This is a genomic window from Streptomyces sp. NPDC033178 (assembly GCF_055577685.1).
Genome location: NZ_JBVIPT010000017.1, coordinates 229,224 through 245,428, shown reverse-complemented (window position 1 = coordinate 245,428; position 16,205 = coordinate 229,224). Strand labels below are relative to the sequence as shown.

Annotated in this window: 17 protein-coding genes; 9 read left to right on the top strand and 8 right to left on the bottom strand. The window is 69.9% G+C overall.

Translation table 11 applies throughout. From position 1 onward, the window contains the following. Positions 1–3: 3 nt before the first annotated feature. Together ACZ5VQ_RS35965 and ACZ5VQ_RS35960 are read right to left on the bottom strand one after the other, a co-directional pair. Positions 4–1,623: an ABC transporter permease gene (locus tag ACZ5VQ_RS35965; RefSeq protein ID WP_469108596.1), complete on the bottom strand. Its 1,620-nt coding sequence runs from the start codon at positions 1,621–1,623 to the stop codon at positions 4–6. Beyond that, on the bottom strand, positions 1,620–2,528 hold the full coding sequence (locus ACZ5VQ_RS35960; RefSeq protein WP_469108595.1) for an ABC transporter ATP-binding protein: 909 nt from the start codon (positions 2,526–2,528) through the stop codon (positions 1,620–1,622). The genes ACZ5VQ_RS35965 and ACZ5VQ_RS35960 overlap by 4 nt, the downstream gene beginning before the upstream one ends. A gap of 105 nt (positions 2,529–2,633) precedes the next feature. Here ACZ5VQ_RS35960 and ACZ5VQ_RS35955 point away from each other — a divergent pair, with 105 nt between their 5' ends. Further along, entirely contained in the window at positions 2,634–3,131 is a 498-nt protein-coding gene (locus ACZ5VQ_RS35955; protein WP_469108594.1) for a GbsR/MarR family transcriptional regulator, read from the top strand. A 117-nt stretch (positions 3,132–3,248) separates the two neighbouring features. Here ACZ5VQ_RS35955 and ACZ5VQ_RS35950 read toward each other — a convergent pair whose 3' ends face one another. After that, positions 3,249–4,760, bottom strand: coding sequence for an APC family permease (locus ACZ5VQ_RS35950; protein WP_469108593.1), 1,512 nt, complete (start codon positions 4,758–4,760; stop codon positions 3,249–3,251). A 251-nt stretch (positions 4,761–5,011) separates the two neighbouring features. On the opposite strand from ACZ5VQ_RS35950, the gene ACZ5VQ_RS35945 reads away from it, so the two are divergent. Continuing rightward, positions 5,012–6,406 carry an ethanolamine ammonia-lyase subunit EutB gene (locus ACZ5VQ_RS35945; protein ID WP_469108592.1) on the top strand — a complete coding sequence of 465 codons (1,395 nt, stop codon included), beginning with the start codon at positions 5,012–5,014 and terminating at the stop codon, positions 6,404–6,406. A gap of 35 nt (positions 6,407–6,441) precedes the next feature. Then, on the top strand, positions 6,442–7,239 hold the full coding sequence (gene eutC / locus ACZ5VQ_RS35940; protein ID WP_469108627.1) for an ethanolamine ammonia-lyase subunit EutC: 798 nt from the start codon (positions 6,442–6,444) through the stop codon (positions 7,237–7,239). Between the two features lie 22 nt (positions 7,240–7,261). Here the strand turns inward: eutC and ACZ5VQ_RS35935 are convergent, their stop codons facing one another. Next, complete coding sequence (locus ACZ5VQ_RS35935) at positions 7,262–8,338, bottom strand: diacylglycerol kinase family protein (RefSeq protein WP_469108591.1); 1,077 nt, start codon at positions 8,336–8,338, stop codon at positions 7,262–7,264. 199 nt (positions 8,339–8,537) lie between these two features. On the opposite strand from ACZ5VQ_RS35935, the gene ACZ5VQ_RS35930 reads away from it, so the two are divergent. After that, positions 8,538–9,821: an adenylosuccinate synthase gene (locus ACZ5VQ_RS35930; protein ID WP_469108590.1), complete on the top strand. Its 1,284-nt coding sequence runs from the start codon at positions 8,538–8,540 to the stop codon at positions 9,819–9,821. 74 nt (positions 9,822–9,895) lie between these two features. On the opposite strand, the gene ACZ5VQ_RS35925 is transcribed toward ACZ5VQ_RS35930, so the two are convergent. Further along, entirely contained in the window at positions 9,896–10,483 is a 588-nt protein-coding gene (locus tag ACZ5VQ_RS35925) for a Uma2 family endonuclease (RefSeq protein WP_469108589.1), read from the bottom strand. Here ACZ5VQ_RS35925 and ACZ5VQ_RS35920 point away from each other — a divergent pair. The 3 genes from ACZ5VQ_RS35920 to ACZ5VQ_RS35910 all read left to right on the top strand — a co-directional run bounded on the left by ACZ5VQ_RS35920 (position 10,482) and on the right by ACZ5VQ_RS35910 (position 11,686). After that, on the top strand, positions 10,482–10,793 hold the full coding sequence (locus tag ACZ5VQ_RS35920; protein WP_469108588.1) for a hypothetical protein: 312 nt from the start codon (positions 10,482–10,484) through the stop codon (positions 10,791–10,793). The two genes, ACZ5VQ_RS35925 and ACZ5VQ_RS35920, sit on opposite strands and share 2 nt — an antisense overlap. Positions 10,794–10,849: 56 nt before the next feature. Continuing rightward, on the top strand, positions 10,850–11,140 hold the full coding sequence (locus ACZ5VQ_RS35915) for a hypothetical protein (RefSeq protein ID WP_469108587.1): 291 nt from the start codon (positions 10,850–10,852) through the stop codon (positions 11,138–11,140). A gap of 123 nt (positions 11,141–11,263) precedes the next feature. Beyond that, the gene (locus ACZ5VQ_RS35910) at positions 11,264–11,686 is read left to right on the top strand and encodes a YkoF family thiamine-binding protein (RefSeq protein ID WP_469108586.1); all 423 of its coding nucleotides are present in this window, start codon (positions 11,264–11,266) and stop codon (positions 11,684–11,686) included. 16 nt (positions 11,687–11,702) lie between these two features. Here ACZ5VQ_RS35910 and ACZ5VQ_RS35905 read toward each other — a convergent pair whose 3' ends face one another. From ACZ5VQ_RS35905 to ACZ5VQ_RS35895, 3 genes are all read right to left on the bottom strand, one after another. Continuing rightward, positions 11,703–12,353, bottom strand: coding sequence for a hypothetical protein (locus ACZ5VQ_RS35905; RefSeq protein ID WP_200397344.1), 651 nt, complete (start codon positions 12,351–12,353; stop codon positions 11,703–11,705). A gap of 205 nt (positions 12,354–12,558) precedes the next feature. Next, on the bottom strand, positions 12,559–13,290 hold the full coding sequence (locus ACZ5VQ_RS35900; RefSeq protein ID WP_362088199.1) for a GntR family transcriptional regulator: 732 nt from the start codon (positions 13,288–13,290) through the stop codon (positions 12,559–12,561). A 100-nt stretch (positions 13,291–13,390) separates the two neighbouring features. Beyond that, positions 13,391–14,746, bottom strand: a complete 1,356-nt coding sequence (locus ACZ5VQ_RS35895; protein WP_469108585.1) for an aminotransferase class III-fold pyridoxal phosphate-dependent enzyme — start codon at positions 14,744–14,746, stop codon at positions 13,391–13,393. Positions 14,747–14,963: 217 nt separating this feature from the next. On the opposite strand from ACZ5VQ_RS35895, the gene ACZ5VQ_RS35890 reads away from it, so the two are divergent. After that, complete coding sequence (locus ACZ5VQ_RS35890; RefSeq protein ID WP_469108584.1) at positions 14,964–15,596, top strand: DJ-1/PfpI family protein; 633 nt, start codon at positions 14,964–14,966, stop codon at positions 15,594–15,596. Beyond that, complete coding sequence (locus ACZ5VQ_RS35885) at positions 15,593–16,150, top strand: MarR family winged helix-turn-helix transcriptional regulator (RefSeq protein WP_469108583.1); 558 nt, start codon at positions 15,593–15,595, stop codon at positions 16,148–16,150. Before ACZ5VQ_RS35890 ends, ACZ5VQ_RS35885 begins: the two co-directional genes overlap by 4 nt. The last annotated feature ends 55 nt before the right edge of the window (positions 16,151–16,205 follow it).

Here is a 16,205-nt window from a genome sequence, read left to right as displayed (position 1 = left end):
CCGTCAGCCCGTAGTCAGGTCCCGGCGCCTCAGTGCAGCCAACCCCGCCCCCACCAGCGCCACCGCGATGCCCGTGAGTACCAGTACCGGTGTCCAGGTCATCTCGCCGCCCGGCAGCTTCGGGAGGTGGCCGAAGGGGGAGAGGTCCAGTACCGAGTCGGGGAGTTCGAGGGCCGGGCCGATCCAGCCCAGAAGGAGGACCGCGCCCGCCACACCCCATGCGGCCGGAGCCACCTGCGGCGACACCCCGTGGAGGAGGACGGCCAGGCCGCCGATGGTCCAGATCGCGGGGAGTTGGACCAGACAGGCGCCCAGGATGGTCGGGAGGTCCTGGCCGTAGCCGAGGGCGAGACCGAGGCCGCCGACCAGCATGATCAGGGTCGCCCCGCCGAAGGCGATCAGCAGATGGCCGGAGGCCCAGCGCAGACGGCCCACGGCGTTGGCGAGGACGGGTTCCGCACGCTGGGAGGTCTCCTCGGCGTGCAGCCGCAGCACGGACTGGACGACGTACAGCGCGGCGACCATCCCGAGCATGCCGACCATCGTGGCGAGGAACGCGTCCGTGATCCCGGACTGGCCGCCCATGCGCTCGATGATCTCGCGGGTGCGTTCGTTGTCGCCGACCAGATCCGTGGCGCCCGTGGTGATCCCGCCGAAGGCGGCCCCGGCGGCGAGGAAGCCGAGGCTCCAGCCGAGCACGCTGCCGCGCTGCAGCCGCCAGGCCAGTGACCAGGCCGTACCGAGGCGGCCGGCCGCGGGTCCGGGCCGGGTCGGCAGGAAGCTCATGCCGACGTCACGGCGGCCGGCCAGGTCGTACGCGATCATGCCCTGGAGCGCCACGGCGGCGACGAAGAGGAGCAGCACCCACCACCGTTCGTCGGCGAAGGACCGCAGGTTCTCCAGCCAGCCGACCGGGGACAGCCACGTCAGTACCGACGAGCCGTCGGTCACGGACGAGTCGCCGGCCGCCCGCAGCACGAAGGCCGCGCCGAGCAGCCCGCCCGTCAGCCCCTTCGCGAGCCGGGCGCTCTCCGTGAGCTGGGCGACGATCGCGGCCATCGTCGCGAAGACCATGCCGACCCCGGCCGTGCCCAGTCCGAGCGCCAGCGCGCCCGAGGAGCCCTGTCCCGCGAGGCCGCCCGTGATGATCAGCGCGAGGCCCGCGTTCGCGACGAGGGCGGCGAGGAGCGCGGCGGTCAGCGGGGCGCGACGGCCCACCATCCCCGCCGAGACCATCTCCTGACGGCCGCTCTCCTCCTCGTCCCGGGTGTGCCGCACGACGACGAGCAGGCTCATGATCCCGGCGAACACCGCCGCGTACGCCCCGATGCGCCACGCCACGAGGCCGCCGAGCGAGTCGCTGAACACCGGCCCGTACGTGGCGCGCAGGGAGCTGTTGGTCATCATCTGGCGGGCCACGTCGGCGCGTTCGGCGGCCGTGGCGTAGACGCTCTCCAGCGAGCCGGGCATGGAGACCACCATCAGCCCGATCACCGCGACCCACAGCGGGATCATCACCCGGTCGCGGCGCAGTGCGAGCCTCAACAAGGTCCAGGTACCGGCCAGTTGACGCGATCCACCGGACCGTACGGTGAAACGTGCGCCCGAAGCCACGGCGGTCATCGCGACACCGCCTCCGCCCGCACGTCCTCCTGGTAGTGCCGCAGGAACAGCTCCTCCAGGGTCGGCGGCGTCGAGGTCAGGGACCGTACGCCCGACTCGGTGAGCGAGCGCAGTACGGCGTTCAGCTTGTCGCTCTCCACCTGGAGTTTGACCCTGCTGCCCTGGATGTCGAGGTCGTGGACACCGGGCAGGGCCGCCAGCCCGTTGGGTGGGCCCGCGAGTTCGGCGGTGACGCTCGTACGGGTCAGATGGCGCAGCTGGGTGAGCGAGCCGCTCTCCACGGTCCGGCCCTTGCGGATGATGCTGACGCGGTCGCACAGTTCCTCCACCTCGCTGAGGATGTGCGAGGAGAGCAGGATGGTCCGGCCCCGGTCGCGTTCCTCCTCGACGCAGGACTGGAAGACCTCCTCCATGAGCGGGTCGAGGCCCGAGGTCGGCTCGTCCAGGATCAGCAGGTCGACGTCCGAGGCGAAGGCGGCGACGAGGGCGACCTTCTGCCGGTTGCCCTTGGAGTACGTGCGCCCCTTCTTGGTCGGGTCGAGTTCGAACCGCTCGATCAGGTCCGCCCGGCGCGCCTTGTCGAGACCGCCGCGCAGCCGCCCGTACAGGTCGATGACCTCGCCGCCGGAGAGGTTCCGCCAGAGGGTGACGTCGCCAGGGACGTACGCGATGCGGCGGTGCAGGTCCACCGCGTCGGTCCACGGGTCGCCGCCCAGCAGCTGGGCGGCGCCGGAGTCGGCGCGCAGGAGGCCCAGCAGGACGCGGATGGTGGTGGACTTCCCGGCGCCGTTCGGGCCGAGGAAGCCGTGGACCTCGCCGGTCTCGACGTCGAGGTCGAGACCGTCCAGGGCGTGCGTACTGCCGAACGACTTGTGCAGTCCGGAGACGGTGATTGCCTTCGTCATGGTTCATGAACGTACGCTTCCTTCAGAAATTTGTGAAGTTAAGGAAGCGTATAAATCACGGATACACTCGACCATGGCGCGCTGAGCAGGGGAGAGGATCCAGGGATGTCGGAACCGAGTGAGGTGGGGCGGGACCCGGAGGCGGTCTCGAAGTTCGTCGAGAGCTTCGCCGCGCAGCTCGTCGAGGCCGGGATGCAGCGGATGCCGGCCCGGGTGTTCGGCGCCCTGCTCGCCTCCGACTCCGGGGCGCTGTCCTCCGCCGAGATCGGTGCACAGCTCCAGGTCAGCCCCGCCGCCGTCTCCGGGGCGGTGCGCTATCTCTCGCAGCAGCACATGGTCTCGCGCGAGCGGGAACCCGGCTCCCGGCGCGAGCGGTACCGGGTGCACAGCGACCAGTGGTACGAGGCGCTGACCAACCGGGACGCGGTGATCAAACGGTGGCAGTTCGCCCTGAGCGAGGGGGTCGACAGCCTGGGCGTCGAGACCCCGGCGGGGCGGCGACTCGCCGAGACGCTCGCGTTCTTCCAGTTCATCGAGGGGGAGATCGCCGAGATGATGGAGCGTTGGCGCGTCCACAAGGAGCGGGAGTTTGGCGACGGGTGAGGTCGCCAGGGGGTGGCCGTGGGTGGGGTGACCGTGGGTGGGGAACTGCGGGTCCGCCGTGGCTGGTCGCGCAGTTCCCCGCGCCCCTGAAGGGCGCCCACCGTTGACGGGGTGCCCCTACCGCTCCTTCGTCTCCTCCAGGACCGTCCGCCCCAGCAGCGCGTACCCCTCCGGGCGCCGGCGCTTCAGGTACTGTGCGTACGCCAGGCCGCCCACGCCGATCAGCGCGACGATCCACGGTGTCGCCTTCAGGACGATGGAGCCGGACTCGGGGCCGGCCGCGACGCCCATGTTGGACACCAGCAGGACCACGACGGCGAGCATCGCGAGGCCGCCGACGAGCGGGGCGGTGAAGGTCCTGAACCAGTGCCGGGACTCGGGGTGGTTCTTGCGGAAGTAGGCCAGCACCGCGAAGGAACACACCGCCTGCACCACCAGGATGGCCATCGTGCCGAGGATGGCGAGCAGGACGTACGTACCGGTGTACGGGTCCTTGCCCGCCGCCCAGAACGCCCCGAGCAGCACCGCGCTGACGACCGTCTGGACGAGGCCCGCGACGTGCGGGGAGCCGTGCTCGGGGTGGGTGCGCCCGATGGTGCGCTGCAGTGACGGCAGCACCCCCTCGCGGCCGAGGGCGTAGAGATAGCGGGCGGCGCAGTTGTGGAAGGCCATGCCGCAGGCCAGCGAGCCGGTGATCATCAGCCACTGCATGACGATGACGGCCCAGTGGCCGACGTACTGCTCGGTGGGGTTGAAGAAGAGGGCGAGCGGGTTGGAGGACGAGGCAGCCTCGACGGCCGCCGCCTCGCCGTTGCCCGTGATGGCCATCCAGGAGACGAAGACGTAGAAGACGCCGACGCCGAGCACCGAGATCATCGTGGCCTTGGGGATGATCTTCTTCGGGTCGCGGGACTCCTCGCCGTACATGGCCGTCGACTCGAAGCCGACCCACGACCAGAAGGCGAAGAAGAGTCCGAGACCGGCCGAGGTCCCCTGGAAGGCGTTGACCGGGTTGACCGGGCCGAACGTGAAGCCGTCCGGGCCGCCGCCGTGCAGTGCGACGGAGATCGCCATCGCCGCGAGGATCGTGACCTCGGTGGCCAGCAGCACCACGAGGAGCTTCTCGGCGACCGACACCCCGAACCACGTGCCCGTGGCGTTGATCGCGAGCATCAGGATCGCGAACGCCCACCACGGGACGTCCACCCCCGTCTGGTCGTGCAGGGTCGTCGTGGCGAAGGTCGAGAAGATGCCGATCAGGGCCGGTTCGAAGACGACGTACGCGAAGGTCGCGAGGAGTCCGGAGGCCAGGCCGACGGTCCGGCCGAGGCCGAACGAGATGAAGCCGTAGAAGGCGCCCGTGGACGTGATGTGCTTCGCCATCGAGGTGAAGCCGACCGCAAAGATCGCCAGGACGACCATTGCGACGAGATAGCTCGCGGGGGCTCCGATGCCGTTGCCGGAGGAGACCATGAAGGGCACGTTGCCCGTCATCGCGGTGATCGGCGCCGCCGTGGCGACGGCCATGAAGACCACGCCCAGCAGACCGATCGCGTTCGGCCTGAGCCGGTGGACGGTGCTGTCCTCGCCGGTCGCCGCCTCGGGGGCTGCGCCCTCCTGTACTGCCATCGGGTGGCCCCTCTCCATGGTCGTCCGCGGTCGCCCGCTCGTCTTCGTGCTCGTGTTCGCGAATGTCTTCGCGCTTGTCCTCGGTCGACCGGAATGCTGCACGGAAAATGAGTCGTGTCGCCGGTCCGAGCGTTAAATGTTTGTCAACCAGACCTTTAGAACGCCTGTGGATCGCCGCGGCAGCGAACGTCTGCGTTAACTCTCCGCCCGGCCATGGACCCCGTACGCCCGCGCTTCGTACCGTCCCCGGCATGAGCACGTACACCTCCACCCTCGGCGGCCGCACCCACCGCTTCGACGGCCTCGCCCGGCTGCTCGCCGCCGCGAGCCCCGAACGCTCCGGCGACCGCCTCGCCGGGCTCGCCGCCGAGTCGGCGCAGGCGCGGGTCGCGGCCCGCTGGGCGCTGGCGGACGTGCCGCTCGCACAGTTCCTCGCCGAGCCGGTGATCCCGTACGAGGACGACGACGTCACCCGGCTCATCGTGGACACCCATGACGCGGTCGCCTTCGCGCCGGTCGCCGGTCTCACGGTCGGGGAGTTCCGGGAGTGGCTGCTCTCGGACGCGGCGGACGCGAGCGCCCTGGCCGCGCTGGCCCCCGGTCTGACCCCCGAGATGACGGCGGCCGTCTCCAAGCTCATGGGCAACGCGGACCTGGTCGCCGTCGCCCGCAAGGTCCGTGTCGTCACGGCCTTCCGCTCCACGATCGGCCTCCCCGGCCGCCTCGCGACCCGCCTCCAGCCCAACCACCCCACCGACGACCCGGCGGGCGTCGCCGCGGCGCTCCTCGACGGACTCCTCCTCGGCTCCGGCGACGCGGTCATCGGCATCAACCCGGCGACGGACAGCCCCAGGGCCGTACGGGACCTGCTGGAACTCCTCGACGGTGTGATCCGGCGGTACGCGATCCCCACCCAGTCCTGTGTGCTCAGCCACGTCACGACGAGCATCGACCTGATGGCCGTCGGGGCGCCCGTCGACCTCGTCTTCCAGTCCATCGCCGGTACGCAGGCCGCGAACGCGTCCTTCGGTGTCACCCTCGGCCTCCTCGACGAGGCGTACGAGGCGGCGCGCGCCCTGGGCCGCGGCACGGTCGGGTCCAACGCCCTGTACTTCGAGACCGGCCAGGGCAGCGCGCTCTCGGCCGACGCGCACCACGGGGTGGACCAGCAGACGGTCGAGGCACGCGCGTACGCGGTGGCCCGCCGCTACGAGCCGTTGCTGGTCAACACGGTGGTGGGCTTCATCGGCCCGGAGTACCTGTACGACGGCCGCCAGATCCTCCGCGCCGCCCTGGAGGACCACTTCTGCGGCAAGCTGCTCGGCCTGCCCATGGGCCTGGACATCTGCTACACGAACCACGCCGACGCGGACGACGACGACATCGCCACCATGCTGACCATGCTGGGCGTGGCCGGGGCGTCCTTCGTCATCTGCACGCCGGGCGGCGACGACATCATGCTCAACTACCAATCCGCCTCCTACCACGACGCGTTGTACCTCCGCGAGGTCCTGGGGCTGCGCCCGGCACCGGAGTTCGAGGCCTGGCTCGACGGGATCGGCCTGCTCGACGAACGGGGCGGGATACGGTCCGTCGCCGGCACCGCCCACCCCCTGATGGCCATCGGCAAGGAGCTGGCAGCATGACGGACCGTCAACTGGCCGTGTTGGTAAGGGAATTGATGGAAGGGGCGGCTCCCGAGTCGTCGGACGCCGTGCTGTGGGCGGGGTTGCGGCGGCACACCCAGGCGAGGATCGGGCTGGGCCGGGCCGGGTCCGCGCTGCCCACGCGCCACCGCCTCGAACTCCAGGCCGCGCATGCCGCGGCGCGGGACGCGGTGCACTCGCCGTTCGACCCGGACGTGGTGGCGTCCGCGCTGCCGGGTGTGCCGACGGTACGGGTCCGGAGTGCGGCTCCCGACCGGTTGACGTACCTCCAGCGCCCGGACCTCGGCCGCAGGCTCGACGACATCGACCGGGCGCACCTGCCGCGTGACACCAGCGGTGCCTGGGACGACTGGGACGTCGTCTTCGTCGTCGCGGACGGGCTGTCGAGCCGGGCCGTCCACGATCACGCGGCGCCGGTGATCCGTGCGACGACGGCAGGGCTGCCTGCCGGGTGGCGGGTCGCGCCGGTGGTCCTGGCCGAGCAGGCCCGGGTGGCGCTCGGTGACGACGTGGCCCACGCGTTGGGTGCCGCCATGGTCGTCGTCCTCGTCGGCGAACGGCCCGGGATGTCCGCGGCGGACTCCCTGGGCGTGTACCTCACGTACGCGCCCCGCCCCGGCCACACCACGGACGCCGACCGCAACTGCCTCTCCAACATCCGGCCCCCGCTGGGCCTGTCCTACGACACGGCCGCCGCCAAGCTGACGTCCCTGATGACCCGAGCGCGGGAGTTGGGGCGGACGGGGGTGTCCTTGAAGGACGACAAGGACGACTTGGGTGACGGGGCGGTGGGGTTGCCGGCGGCGGGGTAGGGACTTTTTTCGCCCCCGCCGGTCACCCCGGCAACGTCAACCCCCACGCCCCCTCCCGCACCGTCCACGTCCGCGTCCGCACAGGCCCCCCGACCACCGCGTCCGCGCGATACCGGAAGTCGGACCCCGACACGGTGATCGTCCGAGCCACGGCCTCCAGCAGAGCGGCCTCCGCGCCGACGGAAGCGGGCCGCACCTCGACACGCGCACCCCCGCCCACCTCACCCGGCGTGACGGACACGGACTCCAGTGGCTGGTCGAGGTCGACGAGGGTCACCCCGTCGACCTCGATCCGCAGCCGCGTGGGCCCGGTGACCGCAGGCGCCGGCACCCGGGCGGGCCGGGCCGCGAGGGTCCGTACGAGGGACTGGCAGGTGCGAAGCCAGTGATGGTGATGCCCGCCGCCATCCTCCGAACCACTCCCGGAACCGGACCCGGAACCGGAACGGGACCCCCACCCGGACCCGGGCCCGGAACCCAAACCGAACCCCAACCCCAGCCGCGAGCCACCCCCGGACCCGGAACCAGAGCCATTGCCCGAGCCGGAACCAGAGCCGGAACCAGAGCCCACCCCGTTCCCAGCACCAGCTCCAGCCCCAGAACCAGCCCCCAAACCCCCACCCGAGCCCACCCCCGCCCCGGCAGCCCCCCACCTGCCCCCCGCCAACGGCGGAATCCGCAGCGTCCCCAGCACCACCCCGTCGCTGTCGTCCACCAGGAGATCGAGCCGCCGCTCGGCCCCGTCGAGCACGGCACGGGCCGCCGCGACAGCCCCTATGGGCACCCCCAGCGCCCGCGCGAGCGACAGCGCTCCGCCGCTCACGCCCACCGGCACGAGGGACAGTGCACATCCGGCCAGCTCCCGCCGTCGGTACAAAACGGAAACCGCGCGCAAAAGCGCCCGGTCGTCCCCGATCACGACAGGTCGTCGTGACCCTCTCCGGGCAAGTGCCCGATCGAATTCCTCGGGCCCGTCAGGAAGGCACACTTTCGTCGTCGCACCCGCGCTGAGCACGTCTTTTGCGATCCGTACCGCCTCACCGTCACCGTGACGGGCGACCGGGTCGATGACCACAAGGAGCTGGTCGGAAGTCGACACCTCGGTCCTGCCTCGCTTCCTCGGGTAGCATCTTTGTGCAAGAGCCCCTTGCGCTATTGCGCCAGGGGCTTCGTCTATTCCGGGGCATCCGGTCCGACGGTCGCGGCCAAAGGTGGTCGCCGGCGTACGCAGCCGTACCAGAACCAGCCGCGTACGTCCCCGACCTTGGACATGCCCCGCCCGGAAGGGGTGTACGCGCGTGCCCGCACTTGTGCTGCTCGGTGCTCAGTGGGGTGACGAAGGCAAGGGAAAGGCCACCGACCTGCTCGGTGGTTCCGTGGACTATGTGGTGCGCTACCAGGGCGGCAACAACGCCGGCCACACGGTAGTCGTGGGCGATCAGAAGTACGCCCTCCACCTCCTCCCTTCCGGAATCCTCTCGCCGGGGTGTACTCCGGTCATCGGCAACGGAGTCGTCGTCGACCCGTCGGTCCTGTTCTCCGAGCTGAACGGACTGAACGAGCGAGGCGTCGACACCTCCAAACTCCTCATCAGCGGAAACGCGCACATCATCACGCCGTACAACGTGACGGTGGACAAGGTGACGGAACGCTTCCTCGGGAAGCGGAAGATCGGCACGACCGGCCGCGGCATCGGCCCGACGTACGCGGACAAGATCAACCGCGTCGGCATCCGCGTCCAGGACCTGTACGACGAGTCGATCCTGATGCAGAAGGTCGAGGCGGCCCTCGACGGCAAGAACCAGCTCCTCACCAAGGTCTTCAACCGACGCGCCATCGAGTCGGAGCAGGTCGTCGAGGAACTGCTGACGTACGCGGAGAAGCTGCGCCCGTACGTCGCCGACACGGTCCTCGTGCTCAACAAGGCGCTCGAAGAGGACAAGGTGGTCCTGTTCGAGGGCGGCCAGGGCACGCTGCTGGACATCGACCACGGCACGTACCCCTTCGTGACGTCCAGCAACCCGACCGCCGGTGGCGCCTGCACCGGCTCGGGCGTCGGCCCCACGAAGATCAGCCGGGTCATCGGCATCCTGAAGGCGTACACCACGCGTGTCGGTGCCGGTCCCTTCCCGACCGAACTCTTCGACGAGGACGGCGAGGCCCTGCGCCGCATCGGCAACGAGCGCGGTGTCACCACCGGCCGTGACCGCCGCTGCGGCTGGTTCGACGCGGTCATCGCGCGGTACGCGACGCGCGTCAACGGCCTGACGGACTTCTTCCTGACGAAGCTGGACGTCCTGACCGGCTGGGAGGAGATCCCGGTCTGCGTGGCGTACGAGATCGACGGCAAGCGCGTCGAGGAACTCCCGTACTCCCAGACCGACTTCCACCACGCGAAGCCGATCTACGAGACCCTGCCGGGCTGGTCGGAGGACATCACGAAGGCCAAGACCTTCGCGGACCTCCCCAAGAACGCGCAGGACTACGTGAAGGCGCTGGAGGAGATGTCCGGCGCCCCGATCTCAGCGATCGGTGTCGGTCCGGGCCGCGACGAGACGATCGAGATCAACTCGTTCATCTAGTACAGACCGAAAGGAAGGGGCGCCCCGACAGCTTGTCAGGGCGCCCCTCCTTGAGTTCTCGTCGCGTCAGATGCCTACGGCTTTTTCGGTGCCCGGAATCCTGCGGTGTCGAGGGGGCAGTCGAACGACTCGGGGATGCTGAGCTTCTCACCGAACGGAACGGTGAGGCGAGATTCGTAGCCCTTGGCGGACGGAGTCCACAAAATAGTGGCCTGCTCCTCCTGCATGTCGAGGGCCAGGTAGACGGGGACGCCCGCCTTCCCGTAGGCCTTGACCTTGTCGGTCAGGTCGTTGTCCCGGGTGGAGCTTGTCGTCAGCTCGGCGACGAAGGACAGACCTTCTCCGTCCAGGTGGTTTCCGGTCGTCTCGTACGTTTGCTCGTGCGCGGCGTGGATGTCTGGTCCGTACGCACGCTCGACCCCCGGGAAGACGAACAGCTGGGGAGCCTGACTGATGAGGTGGCCTTCGGGGAGGTACGGCTCGAGTTGGTCACACGCCAGCTTCATGACGCGGGTGTAGTAGCCCTTGGACCACGGCGACAAGACGATGTTCCCCTTGATGACCTCGGCCTTGTAGCCGGCGGGCACATTCAGCTCGTCGAGGGTGTCCAGCAGACCCTCGAAGCCGGGGGGCTTGGTGCCGCTTATCGTCGGTCGCTCCATGGACACAGAAAGTCACGAACTAAACCTCGACGAACCCCCACTCGCCCCTGACTGGGTTCCCCTCACCGGTCTCCAACTCCACAGGGACTTCCTGGTCCCGGTCGGCAGCACGGCACACCGCCCCTGGCCCGACGGAGTCACCCGGCTCACCGCGGGCCCGGACCACGTTTCGCACATCCCGGTCCCGGCGCTCGACGGGCGGACCTGGCCGCTGAGTTGGCGGTACCGGCCGGTGGTCCCCGACCACCTCGTGCACCCGCTGCTCCTGCGTATCGCACTCCACGCGCAAGAGTGGGCGTACCTCACATAGCGGGCATAGGCTGAGAGTGCAAACGTGCGTGCGTCGATCAGAAGAAGGTGAGCGCGATGCGCGTCATGCTCAAGGCCACTCTGGACACGGAGAAGTCGAACGAAGCGATCCGCAGCGGCAAGATGCCGGAGCTGATCAAGGAGATCCTGGACCACCTCAAGCCCGAGGCGGCGTACTTCGCGCCCTTGGGCGGCCGACGTACCTGCCTCCTGTTCTTCGACATGAAGGACAGCTCGGAACTGCCTCCCACCGGTGAGCCGTTCCTCACCCAGTTCAACGCCGAGGTCGAGGTCTGCCCGATCATGAACAGCGAAGACCTCCAGAAGGGGCTGTCCGAGCTGCGCTGACTGCCGGGGCGTCGATGGTGTAGCCCGCTACACCACGGACTCGGGGGGCCGGTCCCTCGTGGCGGCGCATGGGCGACGGAATCGTGGACGGCATCACAAGCCGATCCAGGAAAGGCCCATTCCATGGCCGCGAACCGTCGCCCCGTACGCCGTACCGTCACCGTCGTCACCACCCTGGCAGCCGTCACGCTCGCTGCCGGGCTGCTCACCGGATGCGAGGACGACGACCTCGACAACTCGCTGAGCTGCCTCAAGAACGCCGACACGATCGCCGACAGCCTCAAGGCGATCCATGAGGCCGGTGCGGACGCGGTGAAGGATCCCACGCGGACCGACTCGTCCATCGACACCATCGAGAAGAACCTCGACAGGATCAACGACAGGACGGACGGCGACAGGACGAACGACGACAAGGTCGGCAAGGCGGTCGACGACCTCAACGACGCCATCAAGGACTACAACAAGGCCATCCTGGACGGTGACACTCCGGACTCCAGCCGGATCGACGCCGCCGCCGACGAACTGACCGACGTCTGCACGTCCTGACACTCACATGGCAGCGCTAGCTGAAGATGATCATCGAGCCCTGCGCCAGACTCCGTGTCGCCGCCGCGTGCAGCCCCAGCCATACGTGCCGTTCGCGGGCGAACGGACTGGAGTCGAAGGGCGCGGGTGCGGCCGGCTCCTCCAGCTCGGTCGGGGCCATGGGGGGCTCCGGCGGGAGGGGAGGCACAGCGGGGTCGATGCCGATCGTCGGGGCGACGAACTCCAGCTCCCGCAGCAGGGCCTGGGACGAGCCCAAGGGGCCCCCGCCCGCGAGGAGTTCGTCGCTCGACAGCGGGTGCGGGAAGTCCACCGGTACGTACGCGCCCGCGTGGTCGTAGTGCCAGACCAGGTGGGACTGCTGGGCCGTCGCGTCGAACATCTCCAGCAACTGCTCGTAGTCACCGCCCAGTTCGTCGACCGGTGTCACCGCGAGCCCGCACACCTGCAGCAGATACGCGCGGCGCAGGAAGTGCAGCGCGTCGTAGTCGAAGCCCGCGACCGGTGCCACATCGCCGGAGAGGCCCGGCATATAGGCGTAGACCGGCACCGGCGGAAGTCCGGCCTCGCCCAGAACCTTGTCGTAGAGCGCGAGTTCCTCGGCGAAGGGGTTGTCGGGGGTGTGGCACAACACGTCGACGAGCGGGACCAGCCACAGGTCACAGGCCAACAGAGAGCTCCTCGCGTAGCACGGTGGTCAAGAAAGCGTAATGGGTGCAAGCGCGGTCGGGCCCCGCCGTGAACGTCGAATACCCCACACCTGACGGCCCCACCCCCACACCCACCACTTCCGGCCCCGGATCTTCGAGCCGGGCTCGGCGGCAGCCCCATGGCCCCCGGCCGCGGATCGTCGACCCCGCGCCGGATCCTCGGCCCTAGTCCGCCACCAACTGCTCGATCAGCGCCAGCGAGTGCGCGTCGTACGCGGTCACGATCGTGTGGGCCGTCGGGGCGTCGCGTTCGGTGAGGGCGTCCACGAGGGCCGTGTGCTCGGACCACAGGCGGCCGCGCAGGTCGTCGACCCGGCGCAGGTGCTGGACCGCGCACACCCAGGACTGGACGCGCAGCCGGTGCAGGAAGTCGGCGAGGTAGAGGTTGCCGAACAGCCCGCTGAGCTCGCGCCAGAAGCGCAGGTCGTAGCCGATGAGGATGTTGAGGTCACCGGCGGCGGCCGCCCGCTGGGCCTCCTCGCCGCGCCGCCGCACCCCGGCGAGCGCGGCACCGGTGCGGGGGTCGTCGATGCGGGTGGCGAGCGCGGCGCGGGCGCCCCGGGTGGTGGTGGCCTCCGCGTCGAGCAGTCCGCGGAAGATGCTGTCCGTGACCAGGCTGCGGGCCTCGATCATGCCCCGGTAGTCGTTCAGCGAGTACTCGTGGACACGGAAGCCGCGGTGCTGGTCCGCGTCCAGCAGGCCCTGGGCCGACAGGTCGACCAGGGCCTCGCGGACGGGGGTCGCGGAGACGCCGTACTGCTCGGCGATCTCCTTGACCGTGAACTCCTGGCCCGGCTTGAGGCGTCCGGCCAGCACCTCGTCGCGGAGCGCGTCCGCGATCTGCTGCCGCAGGGTGCTGCGGGTGACGGCGCCATTGCCGCTGCCGGTGCGGGGCATCGTCCGTTCCTTCCCCGAGCGGATAAGTACTCGCTCATGTCTACGAGCCAGTCACCTTACGCGTTCGGGAAAGGGTCATCCGGACTGCACCGCTCCCTCCCTACACCGTGTGCTCGTCCGCCACCGAGAGCGCCTCGTCGAGCGCGGCCAGACCCTCCTTGGCCTCCGCCTCCGTGATGTTGCACGGGGGAACGACATGGGTGCGGTTCATGTTGATGAAGGGCCACAGACCGTGCGCCTTCGCCGCGGCACCGAACGCTGCCATGGGCGCGTTCGCCGCACCGGACGCGTTGTACGGCACCAGCGGCTCCCGCGTCTCCCTGTCCCGTACGAGTTCCAGGGCCCAGAAGACACCCGTGCCGCGGACCTCGCCGACGCTCGGGTGGCTTTCGGCCAGCTCGCGCAGCCCGGGACCGAGCACGGCCGCGCCGATCCGGGTGGCCTGTCCGAGGATGTCCTCCTCCTCCATCACGTTGAGGGTCGCGACGGCGGCGGCACAGGCGAGCGGGTGCCCGGAGTAGGTGAGCCCGCCGGGGTAGGGGCGCTTCGCGAAGGTCTCGGCGATGGCGGGCGAGATGGCGACACCGCCCAGCGGCACGTACCCGGAGTTCACACCCTTCGCGAACGTCATCAGGTCCGGCACGACCCCGTAGTGATCGGCGGCGAACCAGTGCCCGGTCCGTCCGAAGCCCGCCATGACCTCGTCCAGGACGAAGACGATCCCGTACTCGTCGCAGAGCGAGCGGACGCCCTCCAGATATCCCGGCGGCGGCATCATGATCCCCGCCGTACCCGGGATCGTCTCCAGGATGATCGCCGCGATGGTGGCAGGACCCTCGAAGGCGATGGTGTCGGCGAGATGCTGGAGCGCGCGCTCGCACTCCTGCTGCTCGGTCTCCGCGTGGAAGGGCGAGCGGTACAGGAACGGCGCCCAGAAGTGCACGACCCCGGCCGCCCCGCTGTCGTTCGGCCAGCGGCGCGGATCACCGGTGAGGTTGATCGCGGCCGAGGTCGCACCGTGGTACGAGCGGTAGGCGGAGAGCACCTTCGGGCGGCCGGTGTGCAGCCTGGCCATGCGCGTGGCGTTCTCGACGGCCTCGGCGCCCCCGTTGGTGAAGAAGATCTTGTCCAGATCCCCCGGCGTCCGCTCGGCGATCAGCCGTGCCGCCTCCGACCGGGCCTCCACGGCGAAGGCCGGCGCGAACGTCGTCATGCTCGCGGCCTGCTCCTGGATCGCGGCGACGACCTTCGGGTGCTGGTAGCCGATGTTCGTGAAGACGAGCCCACTGGTGAAGTCCAGATACCGCCTGCCGTCGTAGTCCCAGAAGTACGCCCCCTCCGCACCGGCGACGGCGAGCGGGTCGATGAGCTCCTGCGCCGACCAGGAGTGGAACACATGCGCACGGTCCGCGGCCTTCACGGCGGCGCCGGCCTGGGGATTGGGCTGAGGGGTCATGCGGCCGAGCGTAGGTGTCCGGGGCGAGGGCGCGACATCGGCGTCCTGTCTGCGGTGCGGCCGGGAACGCGACAGGTTGTCGTGTGTAGGGACACCAGAGGGAGCCTCGGCCGCGACTGCGGGGAATAATTGACAGCATCCTGTCCAGATGACAGCATGCTTACATGAGCGCAAGTACGCGCAGGGCCGGATCGATCAGCACGACCGAGGAGGAACCATGAACGGCAACCGCAAGCCCGTACACCTCGCCGTCTACGACACGCTCGCCGACTGGGAGACCGGCCACACGACCGCGTACCTCGCACGGGGCGGCTACGAGATCCGGACGGTCGGAGCGTCTCCCGCCCCCGTGAGGTCCGTCGGCGGGCTGCGGATCCAGCCCGACGTCACACTCGACGACCTGCGGCCCGAGGACAGCTCGCTGCTGATCCTGCCGGGAGCCGATCTGTGGACTGTGACATCAACCGCTACCGCGGCGGGGAGCGACGACCTCGCCCCCTTCGCCCGCAAGGCGCGCGAGTTCCTGGACGCCGACGTGCCCGTCGCCGCGATCTGCGGGGCCACGGCGGGCCTCGCCCGCGAGGGGCTGCTCGACGACCGGGCCCACACCAGTGCCGTCTCCTTCTACCTGGCGGCCACGGGATACAAGGGCGGCGAGCGGTACGTCGACACCGACGCGGTCACGGACGGCAAGCTGATCACCGCAGGGCCCACCGAGCCCGTCGCGTTCGCGCGGGAGGTGTTCGGACTGCTCGGCGTGTACGAGGGAGAGGTGCTCGACGCCTGGTACCGGCTGTTCCATGACTCGGACGCGGAGGCGTACGCGGTGCTTGAGGCGGCCGGCCAGTGACCGAGACGAGCGGGGCGAGTGGGGCGGCGGGCAGGGCACGGCAGGACCTGTTCAGCCGGAGCGCGCTCGGCATCTTCCGGCTGAACGGCCAGTTCATGGGCGTGGCCGAGGAGCTGGCCCGCCCCGCCGGGCTCACCGCCGCCTGGTGGCAGGTGCTCGGGGCCGTACTGAAGGAGCCGCTGCCCGTCTCCGGGATCGCCCGGGCCATGGGCATCACCCGGCAGAGCGTGCAGCGGATCGCCGATCTGCTGGTCGAGCGGGACCTCGCGGAGTACGTGCCCAACCCGGCCCACCGTCGCGCCAAGCTCCTCCGCCCGACGGAGGAGGGCCTCGCGGCCGTCCGGCGGATCACCCCCGGACACGCGGCCTTCGCGGACCGCCTCGCGGAGACCCTCGGCGAGGCCGAACTGGCCGAGACCGTACGGGTGTTGGAGCGGCTGATCGGCGCGATGGAGACGGTCACGGAGGCGGGCGCGGGCCAGGGCTCGGATTCGGGCTCGGATTCGGGTGTGCGAACCGTGACAGAAACGGCATCCGCTGTTACGGAACCGTAGACACCGCTCCGGCCACCTCCCCGTTCGGCCGCACTATCCTCGGGCTGTCGCACAA

What these genes read in the sequence shown, in the direction of transcription:
- ACZ5VQ_RS35965 (WP_469108596.1), bottom strand. Translation starts at nt 1,623, where the DNA reads ATGACCGCCGTGGCTTCGGGCGCACGTTTCACCGTACGGTCCGGTGGA.
- ACZ5VQ_RS35960 (WP_469108595.1), bottom strand. Translation starts at nt 2,528, where the DNA reads ATGACGAAGGCAATCACCGTCTCCGGACTGCACAAGTCGTTCGGCAGT.
- ACZ5VQ_RS35955 (WP_469108594.1), top strand. Translation starts at nt 2,634, where the DNA reads ATGTCGGAACCGAGTGAGGTGGGGCGGGACCCGGAGGCGGTCTCGAAG.
- ACZ5VQ_RS35950 (WP_469108593.1), bottom strand. Translation starts at nt 4,760, where the DNA reads ATGGCAGTACAGGAGGGCGCAGCCCCCGAGGCGGCGACCGGCGAGGAC.
- ACZ5VQ_RS35945 (WP_469108592.1), top strand. Translation starts at nt 5,012, where the DNA reads ATGAGCACGTACACCTCCACCCTCGGCGGCCGCACCCACCGCTTCGAC.
- eutC (WP_469108627.1), top strand. Translation starts at nt 6,442, where the DNA reads ATGGAAGGGGCGGCTCCCGAGTCGTCGGACGCCGTGCTGTGGGCGGGG.
- ACZ5VQ_RS35920 (WP_469108588.1), top strand. Translation starts at nt 10,482, where the DNA reads ATGGACACAGAAAGTCACGAACTAAACCTCGACGAACCCCCACTCGCC.
- ACZ5VQ_RS35925 (WP_469108589.1), bottom strand. Translation starts at nt 10,483, where the DNA reads ATGGAGCGACCGACGATAAGCGGCACCAAGCCCCCCGGCTTCGAGGGT.
- ACZ5VQ_RS35915 (WP_469108587.1), top strand. Translation starts at nt 10,850, where the DNA reads ATGCGCGTCATGCTCAAGGCCACTCTGGACACGGAGAAGTCGAACGAA.
- ACZ5VQ_RS35910 (WP_469108586.1), top strand. Translation starts at nt 11,264, where the DNA reads ATGGCCGCGAACCGTCGCCCCGTACGCCGTACCGTCACCGTCGTCACC.
- ACZ5VQ_RS35900 (WP_362088199.1), bottom strand. Translation starts at nt 13,290, where the DNA reads ATGCCCCGCACCGGCAGCGGCAATGGCGCCGTCACCCGCAGCACCCTG.
- ACZ5VQ_RS35895 (WP_469108585.1), bottom strand. Translation starts at nt 14,746, where the DNA reads ATGACCCCTCAGCCCAATCCCCAGGCCGGCGCCGCCGTGAAGGCCGCG.
- ACZ5VQ_RS35890 (WP_469108584.1), top strand. Translation starts at nt 14,964, where the DNA reads ATGAACGGCAACCGCAAGCCCGTACACCTCGCCGTCTACGACACGCTC.